The sequence below is a fragment of the Paraburkholderia sp. SARCC-3016 genome (genome assembly GCF_031119615.1).
Taxonomy (GTDB): Bacteria; Pseudomonadota; Gammaproteobacteria; order Burkholderiales; family Burkholderiaceae; genus Paraburkholderia.
The window spans coordinates 13,445-29,669 of record NZ_JAVHZD010000022.1 but is presented as its reverse complement, the minus strand read 5'-3'; the positions used below and the strand labels follow the sequence as shown (position 1 = coordinate 29,669).

Here is a 16,225-nt window from a genome sequence, read left to right as displayed (position 1 = left end):
GGCTCGGCTCAGGCTCTGGGTGGCTCGGTGAACGAAAAGGCGCTGGCCGCGTGCGCAACGCCTTTGATTACAATGTTCGCGCTACTTCGGCCCGGTGGAGAGACACTAGTTCGCACCTTTGCGGCAGGAACAAAGGCAAAACGATAGCAAGAATACGGAGAGAGCATGGACGTACTGTACGCTGCTGATGCGGCTTTGAAAGATGCAGTGCCTTCGGCGGTGCAACGCCATCGGGCGGCCGGAACGCTGACTTGGGCACTGATTCATCAAATCGAGTCGGAAGTCTTTGCTGAAGTTTCGTCCACGGGGAAACATAGCGCTCAAATGCTTCGTATGTTGCGTGCGTCTCCCGCGATGGGCTATCCACAAGACGATCGACCGGTATCGTTCGAAGGCCACGACGTGATTCCCTCCGTGTTCGGCGCAATCTACGCAGAGTGGATCGCGCAAACCGACAAGGTAAAACAAGAAAAGGAGCAAGAGATTGGGAAAGACAGCAATTGAGCCGGTTGAAGCGCATGAACTGCGCGCGATGCTCGAGAGTCGGCATGGCGAACTTGCAATGCATTGGTGCGATCAGTTTGCGCTCGGATGCTGGCTTTATCATACAGGGCACGCGCGCGCGGGGCGGAAGATCGTTAGCGAAGTGCTTTCGACGGTACGCGCACGCGGGAACCAACGCTATCTGGGCGCCGTGTCCGAAGAAGCCGCTCGTGCGCCGGCTCCGCTCGCTATCAGTGTGTGGCCCCATCAAGAGGTGGTCGCCTTGTTCGAAGGCACGGAAGGATAGGAAAAACGGGAACAATAAGAACCGCCGCATACTGCACTGCGCTCGTTGTGGCAATCGCATACGGTTGCAGCCAGCGTCAAGCGTCCGACGACGCGAAAGAGTCGCAGCTGTCGGCCGCTCTTGCCGCGAACGCACAGATTCAGATGGCGATCGTAGACAGCTAATGTGGCGTCGCAGGAGAACCGCAAAGGCCGTGTACGCACTTGAAGCAAGCGCAAGCAGACGTTGACAATACGATATATCGCATAGGTGGCAATCACGAATAAGCGAAGCGAAAAACTACAGCGAGAGCGATGATGGAAAAGTCAGAGAACTACCGGGGATACGTTCTCGTCGCGCGGGCCGCCGACTTCGGCGCGCGATGCTGGGCGTGGAAGGATAAGACACCGGTTCACAAGAAAGCCGGCGGTTCGGTAAACGAAGCGATCCTTGCTGCGCGGCGTGCGATCGATGAAGAACTCGGTACACCGCAACGAGAGGGGACCGAGGCTGATGCAGCATACACAGAGGCGCTTGTGGCGGTGCTGCCCTGCTTAACGGCAGCACAAATTCGGATGCTTCAGGCTCATTATCACGCACCGGATCGCATGATAACCGCTGCAGAACTTGCCGCTGCGGCGGGTTTTACTTCATACAGCGGCGCAAACCTGCAGTACGGTATCGTTGGGAAGGCCATTCTCGAACAGCATCCACAGGACGTTCCGAAGCGACAGGACGGCACGCCGATCTATACGTTCGCGTTAGCCGATGAAGGCGAAACCGAGCAACACGGCGATTTCGATGCGGCCGAGTGGAAATGGAAGATGCTGCCCGCACTCGCCCACGCACTGCGTGCGTTGGGCATAGTGTCCGACAACAAGTAGGAAAACGGAAAATACGGGGAAGGATATGAAACTCAGTGCGCTGCTTCTGGTCTTCGTGAGCGCTACCGCATCCGCTCACAACATTTTCACCGGAACTGGTCCCGACGGCAGCGTCGTGCTACTCACGGACGAACTATGCCTCGTCGACCACAATGGCAACGTCCGGAAGGGCTTTGCAAAGGCCTGGATGGGTGATGGAGCCTCCCGTGTCGAGGGTTGCTGGCGCGTGGATCAGATGAACAATCGTAACGTCTTCATCTGGAGCGTGAACGGGCACGTAAGCGATGAGCAGCCGATGCAACTGTCCAACATCCAACTGACCGCGTTTGGGCGGCAGTTGCTCGGGCAGTAACAGGATGGCAAACGTGACATCGGTCGCGTATGCGAGGGGCCGACCCGACCAGTCCGGTGAAGCCGGTTCCCATTTGTGCGCACATCACAGCACACGTGATCGAAGAAGGCGTAAATCGCATCGAGTTCGAGCATTGACCATTTGCCCAGAGGTATCTGCGTGACATCAATCTTAAAATTCCTGGCCGATAGCATGCGGGAAGACCTCGGACGGCCGGTGAAGCTTCAGCGTTTGCTCGCGGCAACACCCGACCTACCGACGACGCTGAGTGATCCTGCGGCATGCATTCACGCGGCGAGTGTGCCGGCGTGGCACCGCCTCAATGACGGTATTTCGCTCAGCGTGTACGATCGGTTACCGCGCGGAACGCTGATGGGTTGGGAGCGTATCGGCGCAGACTATCTCGGATGTCAGATTCATCGTCCCGAGTATGAGCAGATCTGTATCGAGACGAAAGTGGAAGGCTGGCAGTGCGATATATCCGACGTACACGGCTTTGGCGCCTCGAAGTCAAAGCTGACTGACTTCTCATCCACGGACGCGATGGTTGAGCGCAACAGCCGAGCGATGATCGACGAGATTACTCCGGAGAAGCTCGCAGAGAATCTTGCTCACGATGAGATTCGTATCCTGCATAGAACGAAAACGACCGACCACTTCGCCTGCTATCAGTGGGACGGGCGCCTCTGGCTGATCAATTCTGGCGGGTCGCACCATTTTGCAGCAGCAAAATACATTGCTGCGCGTTTGCCGCAGCGCGTTCCTCTTCAGGCGGACCTTCGCGTGTACACCCTCAATGAAGAGGCAATTTCCTCGCTGCGTCGGGACTTCGAGATGTTCGTCGTGCCCAACCGCACCGAATTTTCGAACGGTTTCTTCGGAGCGATGCGCAGCTTCGGCGCGACATGGTATTGGCACGGGATGCCTTCGACATTCAATCATACGCGAGCCATTCTTTTGCCGCGGAGTGAACGTCGTTCGATGCGGGTAGCAGACGAACTTGCGAAAGCCGGGGTCGTGGATCTAGGCCGAGTCCTGTCCGATGCGGCAACTAATCAGGCTGAACCGCTCGACCGCCAGCACTACGTATCGGCTGATCGGCCACGCCTGCGGATGTAGCCCGCAGAAGTTGGGATAGAACGGAAAACAGTGTCCGATTCAGCGATAGACCTTGGTAAGGGTAGGGAATGTCGGTTACGCAAATAAACGGAAAACGGAAAACAACCAATGAACATGAAGATGGAAAGAAAAACGGAGAATGAGAAATTGGAAGGTGAACCGACAAGCTATCGGGACCTTCTTAGGCAACGTGAAGCACTGCAGAAGCAGATAGACGCTGCACTAGAGCACGAGCGGGCAATGGCGATCGAGAATGTTCGTGCCATCGTCAGCGAATATTCGCTGACACCTGAGCAGGTGTTCGCCAAGACAAGGCACGTACCGGTTCCCCGTCCACCGAAGTACCGTGATCCGGCGTCCGGTGCCACGTGGAGCGGGCGGGGGCGAGAGCCTATCTGGCTCAAAGGACAGTCGCGAGACCGCTTTTTGATTCAAGATTAAGCAAGATATAGATCAAACGGCAGTGGCAAACGCCGTGGAAAAAAGGTATAGGCTTATGAACGAAGTTAAGAATTGTTCATCGTTGATCTCGGCGTCGTGGGAGGGGCCCGCAGCGGCCGGCACGCAGCCTCGGACTTTCAAATACGTCGCAGAGGGAACGACGGTTGCCACAGGATGCATAAAAACCAAAGAGGGCGATCTGTCCGAGCACAACGAATCAGTAAAGCGTCACCGCGAGCTAGCTATGAGCGCCCGGCGGTAAACGGAACGTGCAAGCGGACCGTCAGCTGCCCGGAGATCGCCAGTCGGCGCCGTCCGGTTCCGCGATGCCGATTTCGAATCGATCTAGGAATCCTGTAAGGCTAGGATGCAGATGAAGGGGTATCGATTCGCCGCGACGTACCAGTTGCGCACGATCACTGAAGATTGCGACCGAGACCTCATTCGCGTAGCGCGACCTGAAATAGATCCCGTCGAGCTGCTGATGGTTGTCGTGAATGGCGCGGCTCCATCGATTCGGCGCGGTGTAATCAGCCACTGTAAGCACTCGGGCGTCGAAACCGAAATGCCAGAGCGGACCGGTCAAGTCAGCAAGGCGCAATGGCCTCACTTCCTCGACCCCCAGGACTGCGATGGCCCGACTCAAAATGTCTGCTTCATGGATCACGTGTTGCACGCCCACGCCGACCCCTTGATAACGATCGCGCATGATCGTCTCCGCCATGCATGCGTCGAAGGACGGCGAGGCATAAAGCACGCCGTACTCGTCGTTTGGTGCATCGAACCGATAGACGGTTGACGATGCCGAGCGGCGATTGTAGAAGATCGGATCGAACGTGCGCCGGTGGATCCGATAGAGGTTCGTGACCGACAAATTCAGTTCGTAAACAGGGATCGTTGCGTCAATAAAGTTATCCGGCGGGAGCGGACAATCGAGGCCCTCAGGTGCGCCTAGACTTGTCGTCATTGAGCCCCCTGTTCACCGGAGAGGTCACTTTCGGCGAGGTCGATCACAGACTTGATGTCTTGGCTGTCGTCCAAGATCACCTCCGCAGGCGATTTGCCTTTGAGGGTGTCTCGCGTACGCGTCATGAACGAGTGTATTACCCAGCAGTTGGCATTTGCTTCGACGAACGGCCTCAGTGCTGCTTTGATGCGATTCGGCGCTGCGTCGAACTGCCACTTCGGGTAACGGAAGCCACGCGTCTTTCCTGGAGGGAGCAAGGCATAGAGTTCCCCGCTCTGGCGTAGTTCGTTGATCGAGCGTTCGTTGCGGCCAGCATAGTCGCGAGCTTCCAGCAGTGCCAGATTGTCCGGGTTCTCATACTGATCCAGTGCGTACCTGCGCCCGCGTGCGCGTGCGGAGGCAAGTGGATCGCCTGCAACCGTGCCGGTGGCCTCGTTTGAACGATATCGAGGACGTTCCGAAATTATCACGGACTTACCACTCGATACGCCCTTGATAATTGTCGTCAGGAACTCCAACGCCGTTGAATCGTCGGCTGTTTTGACCCTTTTTAATGCCTCTTGTGCCAGACTGCGGTAATCTGGGCGCTTTGATGACTCGTAAACGTAGATGCGGTTGCCTTTCCGGACGAGCTCTTTCCCGAAGAGCGCAGGGTCGGTCGTTTTCCATTTTCCCGACTGAATCGTTTCCCCAATACGGCGCTTAGAGTGCGTTATCAGCCCTTTGGTTTTGACGTGCTTCTGCACAACGACGCCTAGATTCTGCACTCCGTTGCGCGTCTTGGGCGAATTCCCTTTTATGATAAGAAAGCGGCCGGTGCCCGGTTTGCGCCCCTTGGAGGAAGACGTCGGGCGATCAGGAATGCTTGAATACGCGCCTGCCTCGCTCGTAACGATGACATCGCCAAGCGGAGTGCGAACCTGGTTAGAGGGACGATTGACTTTTCTCATAAAATCGATCTTAGTTCATGACTTTCATGACGTCAAGCGGTTCGAGGCGGAGCCTCGTGTAAAGATCCGTCCACTACAGCGCTCGATTCCGCTAACGGCCGGCACGACGCTACCTTATATGACGGCAACCAGTGCGCATCCAAGCGGTCGCCGGATGTATGGCTTCCCGCCGGTGGCACTGTCGCGCTGGCTGTCCACCATGAGCACTTCTCGATAAACGCTGCTGAACTCGGGCGTTCGGCCCTCCGAGCGGACAAACTGGCGTCTGCGCCCGTCTGTCAAACCCGGCGCCGGCGATCCGGTCAGCTGGACCGCCATCGAGGCCGCCATTCGCGCGAAGTTTGCCAGCTAGTCTCCGCGTTGCCACAGCGCGGGCGGCGACAGGCCACTGGCCACGGCGGCAGGTTTATCGGGGAGACGGCCAGTCTCACTGCCCTGCTCACTGTGTCCAGAAACGAAGGGTCGGATAGCTGCAACTATCCGACCCTTCACTTTTTGCGCCAAAAAGGGTACATTTCCATTCGACCCTGTCCCGAAGCCCGCCCTAGAAGGCGCGCCGCAAGATCGACGGTCGGCGGCGACGCTCCCGGCGAAGCCAGACCATCGCGACGGTCGGGCAGACGCGATGTAGTGAACAACACGCTTTGCGTAATCAGGGATGGAAGCGCGGATGGAACAGACGGGTGGGAACGTGGACGTCGAGGACGTCGAATTTCGTGACGTGCCGGGCGCACCGGACGGCCCGGCCATGGTGGGCAGCCGGCCGGTAGCCACGCGACAACGTCCGGTCTCGGCGGCGGGGGCGTCGAAGGCCCGGCGACGCCGCGCGCAGCGTGAGCAGTCAGAAGGCCGCCGGATCGGGCTGCAGCACCTCGCATTTTTCCGCGGCTATCTGGAGGGCCTGGATCTGGCCGACCTGGCCGAGCAGTATCTCGAATTCGGCCGGGATGCCCGGAAAGCCGCGGCCACGCGCAACTGGCTGCTGACCGCGTTCGTCGCCGCCGCGCGCAAGCGGCAGGATTTTGCGACCGCGCGGCTGCTCGCCATTCGTCCGGCTCTCCTCGCAACGCCAGCCACCGTCGACACGACGGTCGCAGCCATGACGCCTGCGCTCTCCCTCGATGAGTTCGCCGCGGAGCACGATCCGGACGGCTTCTACACCGAAAAGGAACTGCTCGACCTGTTCGCCGCCCGGCAGGCAAGCCAGAGTCCGGACGATGGTGCGACTCTGCGCCGGCAGCAGCGCAATGCACGGCTGCGCATCCGGCAGATGACGGCGCTCGACGCGCTCGCACGCCTGGTGGTCGAGGATCCGAAGCCGGAGCACCACGTGCTGGGTTGGTTCGACACGGCAATGGCGCTACGCCTGGCCGACGTGGGCATCACCACGATCGGCAGGCTAGTTGAGACCATCAACGCCGTCGGCTACCGCTGGTACCGCGATGTGCCGCGTCTGGGCGAAACGGGCGCGCGCCGCATTACCGCATGGCTCGAGCACTACCGCGACGTCGACGGCCTCAGCCTCACGTCGAGCGCTCTGACGCATCCGTCCGACCGGACCCTGCCCGTTCCTCATCAGCTGCGGCGCGAACCGGTGACTGGCATCGTGCCGATCGAATATTTTGTGGCGCCGGCCGATCTGGATGGATCGAACGGCGCAAACCGCAACCTCCTCAAAAACAACAGCGGCGCGCAGAACGATCTGCAGGCAATCGCCTTCTGGCTGGCCGACTACGAGAATCCGCACACGCGCGAGAAATACCGCGCCGAGGCCGAACGGCTGCTGCTGTGGGCGATCTTCGCGAAAGGCAAGCCCCTGTCGGGTCTTGACATCAACGATGCGCGCGACTACATCAACCGGTTCCTCGTTGATCCGCAACCAGCCGTGCAATGGGTGATGGACCGGGCGGTGCCGCGCCATGAACCGGAATGGCGCCCTTTTCGCGGCCCGCTGTCGGTGAAGAGCCGACAGGACGCGCTGGCTGCCCTCAAAAAGTTCTTTGGCGATCTCGTCAATGCGCAGTACCTCGATCACAACCCATTTGCGAAGATCAAGGTGTTTCTTGGCAGCGAGATGGATGCGGCCGGCAATGAGCGCCGCGTCGCGGCCAAGCCGCGTGTGCAGGTGGAACGCAGCCTGAGCCGGGAGGCGTGGACGTTTGCGATGCGTGTGCTCGATGCCCTGCCCGACTCCGCGGCGGCCGCCCGGATGCGCTTCGTGCTCGCCTTCACCTACAGCACGGGCCTGCGCCGCGCCGAACTATGCGGAGCCTTTACTGACGACATCAGCGTACGCTACGCCGGCGCCGAGCTGGGATCGATCCATCTGTTACGCGTGGTGGGCAAGGGAGCAAAGGAACGCTTCGTGCCGCTCGTGCCTGCGGTGCTCGAAGCGCTGGGCGATTACCTTGCCTCGCGGGACTTTCCTCGAGACCCGCTCGCCTGTCCGGTTGGCACCCCGCTCATCCCGGCCCTGCCCGACAATCAGGACATCGGTCGGGTGCGGCGGGAAGCGGCCGAGCGCGGCACCGACGTCCAGCAGGCGCTGGCCACCCTCGCCCGCCAGGCTGGCCCCATCCATCACGATCAGCTCTACAAGGCGGTGAAGCGCTTCTTTGCCACCGCGAATGCTACGGCCCTGCGCGAGGATTCCCCTCATGCGCGCGCCTTCGCCGAGGCCAGCCCGCACTGGCTGCGGCACACCTTCGTGTCTCACGCGCTGGCCAACGGCATGAGCCTTGAAAGCGCGAGAAATTTTGCCGGGCACGATTCGCTGGATACGACATCCATCTACGCAACTGCTGAACTAGGTCGCCAGTATCGGGAGGCTGAAACGTTCCTGCGCAAAGCTTCGATCTAGCCGGCATGCACGGACTCCGCGTATCAGCGCGCCCTTCCCTTGCCTTCGTCGCGACGAATGAGCGCGCCGTCCTCGAACAACTCCGCTTGATATAGATGGAACGTCAAGACAGGATGTTCCTGCCTCAGATACTCCAGATCTGTGGGAATCCGCGCCGGCTGTTGCAGGCGGATGCCGCACGGCCCAGCGTACTCAATCGGCGCGGGCCGCTTTTTCCCGGCGAGGATGGCCAGGGCTCGCTGATACAACGCTTCTATATCGTCATGATTGCCTCGGACTTGAACGCGGTCAGCGTAACGCCCCTTTCAAGTGCCGCCGCAGATCATTTTCCTACGCGCTGAAGGCCCCCCTGGTGGCAGAGTGACGCGCGATAGCGCGTCTCCCAAGTCGTTAGGTGCAATTTCAGTATATAAGGTCGTCCGTCGTGAGACGACGCGCGTCATAAGTCGTGCTTCGTATGCTGAACGCAAAGGCGCATCTGAACAGTCAAGACTAACAAGCCGCGCAAAAGCGGCGGCGACGCCTAGAGTTCCGAATTCGGCCCCCCGGTGAATCTCTGAAGTGCAATGCTCGCTGACCGCAGAAACACGGTCGGATGCAAAGCCACAAGCGCTTTTAGTGCATCGACGGTCCGATGCCATCTGGCGTCATGCCTGTCTTCATCGAGCAAGCCCATGGCGATCCGCTCCGCAGCGGCAATCGGGCCGTCTGCGGCGATGACGTGGACCAAGCGTCGGCCGGCGGCAGTCGTGAACAGATCTGGGCCCCATATCGCTACTACCGTTGAGACCACGGCTGCAGAAACAGGTGTCAGCGGGGGAGACGCTTGCACGAGGCGCAGTTGCGGTGAAAGCGGCTGCACATCGGACATCTCGTAAAGCGTCACGTCTTCGATGTCGAGACACAAACGTTCAACGGGACGCTTGTGAGCGAAGACAACGATTTTGACGCGCGAATTCAGTTCACGCGTCCCATCGCCGGTGCACCTGTGCAAAGTGTTAGATAAGTAGCAGTTTTCTGTCACTTCCCATTCGCACGCGTTCCGGCCCGGGTTGCCCGCAGGTGCGCGCTAGCGTTTCATGCGTACGGCGTTACCGAGCATCGCATTGAGGATTTCCTCGAGTTCCTTCACACGCGGAGCCACGAGCGCTATGTCAGGCACGTCGACCCTCAGATATTTTGCGCCGGCTGCGATGCTAACCCGCACACCTTGTCGAGGCGCCTTTTTCCCCGTTGTGAGAATGGCGAAGATGTCGTCGAGCGGAGCGCCTGCAGGAACTGCGCTGGCGCGCTTGATAACCTCCGCCTCGCCAAATTGCTGGACGAGAACGTTAAGGGACTCGACATTCCTGAACTGCCAACGCCCGATCTCGGAAGAGCGCCAAAACCTCGTTGGGCAGGCGAGCAGCGGCAATCATTCTGTTGAGATGTGTGGTCGATACGCCGAGCTCTCGGGCCATCGCCCGCTGGTTGTCCCATATGCCGCGGTCCAGCATGGCGCAATAGAACCGGCCCATCTTTAGCATTGGCGATTTTGCATCTCCCAACCGCTTGTGGACTGCGATTGCGGTGCGGCGGTTCGAAATCACGCCTAGTGAAAACTCCTTGTCGTCCATTCCTCACTCCTCTTTTTACCTGCTACGACCGTAGCGCACGCACGCCAATGTCAAGCCCGGACCTGTCGCTTAAGGCGATCCCGCAAAGCTACCCACGCCGAGTTGGGCGGACGAGCCTTCGTCAGACCGTCGTCCATCCGCATGGCAACGCTTGCACCGGTGCAAAACGCCCACTGTCCGTCAGTGATGGCAGCGACGGCTTCACGGGCCAGCTTGAACGGCACACTGCCTATTCTCCCGTCAGCACGCACGACGAAGGATGTGTCTTCCACGGTCCAGATCCGGCCGTGCGGGTCCGCGAAACTACGCCCTCTAACGGCAGAGAGTCGACAGAGTTGAGCCTCTAGGCGCTCGGATTCCGCTCGAGCCTCTTCCCGCGCCTGCGCTTGTTCACGCTTTGCATGTGCAATTCGCTCGAAATCGATGGGCTGCACGATAACCGACGAAAGGTATGCAAACAGTTCCCGGCCTGAGAGTGCGTTGAGGCTATGTGCGCAATGGGTCACGACGTGAGAAAGCTTCGTCCCGGCTTTTTTGGCGTTGGCCATAAGCTTGAAGATGCCGCTCAAGCTCAGGCCGTTCTGGGCATGGAGCCAAACGAGGTCGCTCGGAACGGTTTTCCCGTCAATCTTGCAAAACGGTCCCTGCGAGGGCTGTTTCTTCGAAGAAGACTGCTTAGGGGCGTTGTTTACGTCTTGCACCGGTGCAAGATCGCCGTGGTGTCGCGCCTCGGCCTGCGGAGCGCCGGTCGATTGACGCGGCGCAGCAAAAAAACCGAAGCGAACGAGCGCGCTGGCGGTTAGCCTGATCGTGGCGATCGCTTTGATCGCTCTTCCCTTTCGGCCCTGATCGTCTCTCTCGATGATGCCGGCAGTTTCGAGCGCAGACAGTCCGCGATAGACGGTTGCCTCGTTGACTCCAATCTTCAAAGCTATCGAAGATTTCTTGATGAAAATGCTTCGGCTCGGATCATTCAAATTCACACCGAATCGAATGAGACACGCTAATACGCGACGGTGACTTTCCGACAAATTGGTCTCTTTTAATCCCTCATACACGAGCACGAGCGCATTCGCGATCTTCCCAGGCAGAGCGTTTGGATCTGCAGAAGACGATTCGCTTCCAGACGAACCGTCATTGTTGGTGTTGGTCGGACGCGCATCCTTAGCGATGCGCCCGTCGAGAGCGGTATGGTTACGATCGAACCCGATCGAGTGCGGGTGTGCGTCACCATCCGCAAAGCTGTCATTCGGTGACAGGCAAAGCGAGTCCATTTCACGCATCCTTTCGTGAAGTTTTTGTGGAATGCGTTGACAGCGACCAGGACTCTTCCTACACTCTCAGTTGCTTAGGTTGAGGTGAAGAGAGGGCGCCAACCCTCTTGGATGAAAGTCCGAGTGCCGCAACTCTGCAAAAGCCAAGAACGCCAATTCTTGGCTTTTGTTTTTTCAAGAACCATTTCAGGTCATGGTTTTCGCTCCATGAAGATCGACGTAACAAAAGAAAAGGGCCCGGTTTTTCGGGCCCTTTTCTTTTGCTCCCTCGTAGGAGTTGTGGTTGGCGGTGGTGTGTGCACCGGTGCAAATCCGGCAGGCCCCGCGAGACCTTGCACCGGTGCAAGGCCGGCAGTCGCCAAGGCACCTTGCACCGGTGCAAATCCGGAGCCCGCCGCGAGAGCTTGCACCGGTGCAAATCTGGCATCCCCCGCGCTTGCACCCACCGGTGCAAACCAACCGTCACGCAGCGCCAAGTCTGCAATCATCGGTGAGCGGTCGTAGTGCGGGAAGCGGCCCGGCGCACGTGACGAAGCCGTACGCGAGGCCCAACGTCCTCGGCTGCGGCAGGCCATTAAATAGGGTCGCATCATTCTTCAGTTCGAAGGCGGGAGAGTCTCGCCTCCAATTCGCTAAGGAGATTCTCGTGTCCGTTACTGATCAGTTCCGAAACGGTCTCAAGGACATCCGAAAGGGCCTTTTGGTTTTCTTGCGACAGACTCGCGGTCGTCGAAAGCTTAAATTCGAGGGCCCCGCTTTCATACGTTCGAAACGAACCGACTTGCGCTGTCCCAGCTTTAATCGGAATGGCGACAAGCGCGGCTTTGCGAGGCTTTCGTTCTCCGTCCGCAGTCTTGACGCTTTTCACCAACGCTTCCACCGCGCGACGGCCCTGCTGGGAATCCACAACCTCCTGACACTTCGCCAGGATCTGCTCCTCCGACAGTTGCTCGTCCACCAGCTGTGCTAGAACTGCCGCGACCGAGTAGGGGAAGCGATCCGCATGCGAATGCATGAAGTCCAGTACGGTCGGAGAGAACTTCTTGTATGCAAGCATCCGTGATACTGTCGACGGCGCGAGTTCGAGCTTTTCCGCAATGGCGGAAGCGGTCGCGTGTCCCTCTTCAATGAGCATCGCCCATTTGATGCCCTTGTCGATCGCGGAAATCGCTTCGGTCGCGTCTGTTTGCTTAACTGACGCGCCGTAAAAGTCGAGGGGATTCTTTGGATCTACCTCAACCTCGAGAACCCAAGCAGATTTTTTGTTGAGAAGCTTGAGACCCCGCAAGCGTGTCTCACCGTCAACGACGAAATATCGGCCCGCCACGTCGGGATTCGGTGTGACGGTGATCGGATGCAATTGTCGACTGGCCGCGATCTGGCTAGCAATTTCGCGTACCCGCTCAGCGGACCGGTGGACACGCGCATTCCAAGGATGGGTGTCCAACAGATCGATGGGAACGATTCGACCCAAATCGTCGCCAGTCGAACCCGAACTTTCGCGCTGATACGCGTGGGCCTGCGGAGCGGGCGACGGCGGATCTGTTTCGCTGTCTGCGATCAAGTCATCCAACGAGCGATTCGGCTTCGTCGGCGGCGTATGGAGCACCATGCCCGGCTGTTCAGTGCGTGCGGAATTTCGGCTTCGCAGCTGGGCGACGAAATCGGCGTCGCTTGTATTTTTACCCATCGATCAGTCCCATTCGGTTTAGCAGTGCCTCTGCACTTTCGCGAAGCTCGACTGCAGCCTGACTATTGGGCTTGGAAAGAACGAGCGGGAGATCAGATTCGCCCGTCAAAGCCTTTGGAAAGTCCTCGCTTCGACGGATCGAGCGGTCCAGCCAAGAATCACGGTAAGTTTGGGTAATGGTCATCAATTGACCCACTACGCGCACCCGGTTTGGATCGAAGAAGTTACCAACGATGATGAGCTCGGGACTCCTATCGAACTGATCATGCATCTCCGTCAGTACGCTAGAAAGGTAGGACAAAGCTTTCGTCGAAAATTTCTCCATCGAGACAGGCGAAATCACATAGTCCGATGCAAGCAGGGCGCCGCGAGTTATACGGTTCTTTGCAGGTGCCGCATCGAACAGAATGACGTCATAATCCGAGACGTCAAAGTGACGGTCCTTCTTGGCGAGTCCTTCCTTTAGCAGCTTTGCAAGAATTAGATCGGCGTTGCGACCTTCAAGCGTCTCATAGGTGAGCATCGTGTCCAGCCGATCCAGATTCAGGTCGGCCGGAACGATGTGGGGACCGTACTCTCCATAGGGCTTCTTGATTGCTTCTTGCAAGGTCACGCGTCCCGTCGGGTAGTTCGGGATCAGGTTGCCGAAGTGGTATTCCACAATTCGCGACTGGCTGATACCGGCCTCAAGTGCTTCCTCCACGGTCAGTTCCGAGTCGTAACCGAAACTGAGTGTGAGGTTGGCTTGGAAATCCAGGTCAATAATCAGCGTGCGGAGGCCTTTGAGCGCGAAGATGGTCCCGAAGTTACTCGCAAGGGTCGTCTTGCCGACTCCGCCTTTGGGCGCATACACCGTCGCCACTACCTGCTTTTTCTTCGTTGTCTTGCTGCGACGGTTGGCGCGGTAGCGCGCAAGTTCAAAGATATTCTCGATTGAGAACAGTCTGGTCTTTGGACCTGCCTCCTGTCGAGCGACCTCGATGCCGGCTTCATCCACCATTCGGCGAACCGTATCAACTGTGGTCGCAAGCAACTGCGCGGCTGCTTGTACCTTAAAAGGCTTTGTCGACAAGGCGTACCTCGAAGCATTGTTTGTGTTGGGCTCGATTGTGTCGCCTGGTCGTTCTTTCTGCAAGGCATTTCTCACGGTTTTTGAAAAAAGCCTCGCACGTTCAGAATTCTTCGGGTGAGGGAGCTCGCCGTGGGTTCAATAGAACGCTTGTGTTGAAAGGCGAGATTACGCAATTCGAGACGGGCGGCTTGCGGATTAATGCGCGTTTTACAACAATTTGCCGATTATGGAGGGCATGAGACATCGAATGTTGCAATTCGAGCAAGAGGAGCCTGAGCCGGCTAAGGTCCCTTTTCCACGCAAATCGCTTCGGTCCAGGCACTCTGACGGTTATAAGCCATTGAAAACGCGATGAAATGTTGTTGCGGAAACGTCACAAAACCCCGAAATCGTGCCGTGGAACGCGTGGAATCGCTGAGCAAGCCGAATGGAGCAAGTTTAGTCGCGCAGGGGAGCGATATAAGACCTTAAAGCTCGCGTTTTTTCGCGTCATTCTGGGTTATGTCCCTGAGCCGGCTCCGTCGTCGGCAGAAGATAGACCATCTCCTAAAAGCGGTGGTAAATCGCGTCTCTTTTGCATGATTGGCTTCCCCTCACGGCTGATTGAATTGAGTCGGCCCGAATGGATCGACCGTCATGCGCTTATTCCGTAGCAAAAAACAGATCGCCCTCTCAACCGCCCCTGGCGGTTACTCAGTCGACGACCCCGAGAAGATCATCTTCGACATGGGCGCGCGGCTTCGCATCGAGGCCAACCACTGGAAGACGTTCTGCTTCATTCTCGCGGTCGTAGCGGTGGGGGCGGTCTACAGCCGCAACCCACCTCCGTCCGTCGTCAAGGCATATGGTGTGTCATCGGACGCCAACGGCCATGCCGTCGTGACGCAGCTGGCCGCCTACAAGCCGGACGATCAGGCGATCCGTACGTCTCTGCGCGAAACCGTCGAGCGCTGGTTCACGATCGAGCCCGTTCTGACGGACGACATCCAGACTTCCCGCATGGCACGGAACATCAATGGCGTGAAGGCCATGATGGTGGGAAACGCGCGAAACCAGTTTGGCGACTGGATCAAGGGCGACGCGCCGTTCCAAGCGATTGTGCTGAATCCGAAACTGGTGCGCGAGGTGCGTGTGACAAACGTCGCACTGCTTGAGGATTCCACTGCGGTTGTTGAATTCACAACGACCACGACCCAGTCCCCAACGGACAGGCCTGTTGTTCAGAAGTATGCCCTGACCGTCCGCTATCAGATCGTTCCGCCGACCGCCGAAGACGCACTTGGTGCGAACCCGTTCGGGCTGTTCTATCCGTTGTTCTCCATCCAGAAGACCCAATGATGATCGCCTCCCGCACGCTCGCCTCGTGGGTCGCCGCATTCGCCTGCGCCGCCGCATTCTGCTCGACAGCGGATGCTGCAAAAAAGGGCGGGGCAACGCCGGCCACATCGCTTGACCTCGCCACTGCGATGAGCGACCCGATGAGCCCCGTCAATCCCTTTAACACCGGCTCCGACCCGGTCACCATGCCCGGTGATGCGCGCATGGCCGTGTTCCCCTACAGCCGTGATCAGATCTACCGGATCATGACCGCGCCCCTGAAGAACACGACGATCGAGCTGGCGAAGGGCGAGCGCCTGACGACCGATCCGGCGATGGGCGATTCGGTTCAGTGGGTCATTGACACCGATGGCGAAAACCACGTCTTCGTCAAGCCGGTCAAGCCCGGCCTCGTCAACACGCTTCACCTGACTACCAATCTGCGCGAGTACGACATGACACTTGTGTCGTCGCCGATGGGGGGACTGTTCTATCAGACCGTGCGCTTCAACTATCCCGGCTCCGTCATGGCGAAGGTTCGTGCCCGGGAACAGGCGGGCGGCGGCGCTTCCGGCACCGGACGAGGCGGCGACTCTGACACGGAAACCGACTCTGGCCCGATCGGCGTCTCGCCCGACAAGCTCAATTTCGACTACACGATCTCAGGATCGGCGTCGTTCCGCCCAGAAACGGTGTTCGACGACGGCAAGTCCGTGTGGTTGCGTCTGCCCGCTGACGCGCCGTTTGCCGTGCCTATCGTCAAGGACCACGGAGACGTGGTGAGCCCGAACTTCATCCGACGTGGCCAGTACATCGTTGTGCAGGAGATCGCCAATGAGATCGTGCTGCGTGCTCCGAACGAGGAAGTCACCATCAAACGCCGCCGCCCTGGCCTGTTCGGCTTCTGAGAGACG

Annotated in this window: 16 protein-coding genes; 9 read left to right on the top strand and 7 right to left on the bottom strand. The window is 58.6% G+C overall.

Going from position 1 to position 16,225, the window contains the following annotated elements:
* Nucleotides 1–165: 165 nt before the first annotated feature.
* The 5 genes from QYH69_RS21715 to QYH69_RS21695 all read left to right on the top strand — a co-directional run bounded on the left by QYH69_RS21715 (nt 166) and on the right by QYH69_RS21695 (nt 3,565).
* Nucleotides 166–504, top strand: coding sequence for a DUF2471 family protein (locus QYH69_RS21715; protein ID WP_308833846.1), 339 nt, complete (start codon nt 166–168; stop codon nt 502–504).
* A gap of 579 nt (nt 505–1,083) precedes the next feature.
* Nucleotides 1,084–1,653: a hypothetical protein gene (locus tag QYH69_RS21710; RefSeq protein WP_308833845.1), complete on the top strand. Its 570-nt coding sequence runs from the start codon at nt 1,084–1,086 to the stop codon at nt 1,651–1,653.
* Nucleotides 1,654–1,678: 25 nt separating this feature from the next.
* On the top strand, nt 1,679–2,005 hold the full coding sequence (locus tag QYH69_RS21705) for a hypothetical protein (RefSeq protein ID WP_308833844.1): 327 nt from the start codon (nt 1,679–1,681) through the stop codon (nt 2,003–2,005).
* Nucleotides 2,006–2,197: 192 nt separating this feature from the next.
* The gene (locus QYH69_RS21700; RefSeq protein ID WP_308833843.1) at nt 2,198–3,124 is read left to right on the top strand and encodes a DUF6685 family protein; all 927 of its coding nucleotides are present in this window, start codon (nt 2,198–2,200) and stop codon (nt 3,122–3,124) included.
* A gap of 108 nt (nt 3,125–3,232) precedes the next feature.
* Nucleotides 3,233–3,565: an H-NS histone family protein gene (locus QYH69_RS21695; protein WP_308833842.1), complete on the top strand. Its 333-nt coding sequence runs from the start codon at nt 3,233–3,235 to the stop codon at nt 3,563–3,565.
* 283 nt (nt 3,566–3,848) lie between these two features.
* On the opposite strand, the gene QYH69_RS21690 is transcribed toward QYH69_RS21695, so the two are convergent.
* Nucleotides 3,849–4,532: an RES family NAD+ phosphorylase gene (locus tag QYH69_RS21690; RefSeq protein ID WP_308833841.1), complete on the bottom strand. Its 684-nt coding sequence runs from the start codon at nt 4,530–4,532 to the stop codon at nt 3,849–3,851.
* Entirely contained in the window at nt 4,529–5,482 is a 954-nt protein-coding gene (locus QYH69_RS21685; protein ID WP_308833840.1) for a hypothetical protein, read from the bottom strand. The genes QYH69_RS21690 and QYH69_RS21685 overlap by 4 nt, the downstream gene beginning before the upstream one ends.
* Nucleotides 5,483–6,152: 670 nt before the next feature.
* On the opposite strand from QYH69_RS21685, the gene QYH69_RS21680 reads away from it, so the two are divergent.
* Together QYH69_RS21680 and QYH69_RS21675 are read left to right on the top strand one after the other, a co-directional pair.
* Nucleotides 6,153–8,342 (top strand): phage integrase family protein, encoded by a 2,190-nt coding sequence (locus tag QYH69_RS21680; protein ID WP_308833839.1) that lies wholly within the window; start codon nt 6,153–6,155, stop codon nt 8,340–8,342.
* Nucleotides 8,343–8,437: 95 nt separating this feature from the next.
* Nucleotides 8,438–8,683 (top strand): hypothetical protein, encoded by a 246-nt coding sequence (locus QYH69_RS21675; protein ID WP_308833838.1) that lies wholly within the window; start codon nt 8,438–8,440, stop codon nt 8,681–8,683.
* Between the two features lie 182 nt (nt 8,684–8,865).
* Here the strand turns inward: QYH69_RS21675 and QYH69_RS21670 are convergent, their stop codons facing one another.
* The 5 genes from QYH69_RS21670 to QYH69_RS21650 all read right to left on the bottom strand — a co-directional run bounded on the left by QYH69_RS21670 (nt 8,866) and on the right by QYH69_RS21650 (nt 13,994).
* On the bottom strand, nt 8,866–9,366 hold the full coding sequence (locus QYH69_RS21670; RefSeq protein ID WP_308833837.1) for a hypothetical protein: 501 nt from the start codon (nt 9,364–9,366) through the stop codon (nt 8,866–8,868).
* Between the two features lie 307 nt (nt 9,367–9,673).
* Nucleotides 9,674–9,958 (bottom strand): hypothetical protein, encoded by a 285-nt coding sequence (locus QYH69_RS21665; RefSeq protein WP_308833836.1) that lies wholly within the window; start codon nt 9,956–9,958, stop codon nt 9,674–9,676.
* 50 nt (nt 9,959–10,008) lie between these two features.
* Nucleotides 10,009–11,241 carry a hypothetical protein gene (locus QYH69_RS21660; protein ID WP_308833835.1) on the bottom strand — a complete coding sequence of 411 codons (1,233 nt, stop codon included), beginning with the start codon at nt 11,239–11,241 and terminating at the stop codon, nt 10,009–10,011.
* 580 nt (nt 11,242–11,821) lie between these two features.
* Nucleotides 11,822–12,922, bottom strand: coding sequence for a ParB/RepB/Spo0J family partition protein (locus QYH69_RS21655; protein ID WP_308833834.1), 1,101 nt, complete (start codon nt 12,920–12,922; stop codon nt 11,822–11,824).
* On the bottom strand, nt 12,915–13,994 hold the full coding sequence (locus QYH69_RS21650; protein WP_308833833.1) for a ParA family protein: 1,080 nt from the start codon (nt 13,992–13,994) through the stop codon (nt 12,915–12,917). Before QYH69_RS21650 ends, QYH69_RS21655 begins: the two co-directional genes overlap by 8 nt.
* A 636-nt stretch (nt 13,995–14,630) precedes the next feature.
* Here QYH69_RS21650 and QYH69_RS21645 point away from each other — a divergent pair.
* The gene (locus QYH69_RS21645; protein ID WP_308833832.1) at nt 14,631–15,332 is read left to right on the top strand and encodes a type IV secretion system protein; all 702 of its coding nucleotides are present in this window, start codon (nt 14,631–14,633) and stop codon (nt 15,330–15,332) included.
* Nucleotides 15,329–16,219 (top strand): TrbG/VirB9 family P-type conjugative transfer protein, encoded by an 891-nt coding sequence (locus tag QYH69_RS21640; protein WP_308833831.1) that lies wholly within the window; start codon nt 15,329–15,331, stop codon nt 16,217–16,219. Before QYH69_RS21645 ends, QYH69_RS21640 begins: the two co-directional genes overlap by 4 nt.
* Nucleotides 16,220–16,225 lie beyond the last annotated feature (6 nt).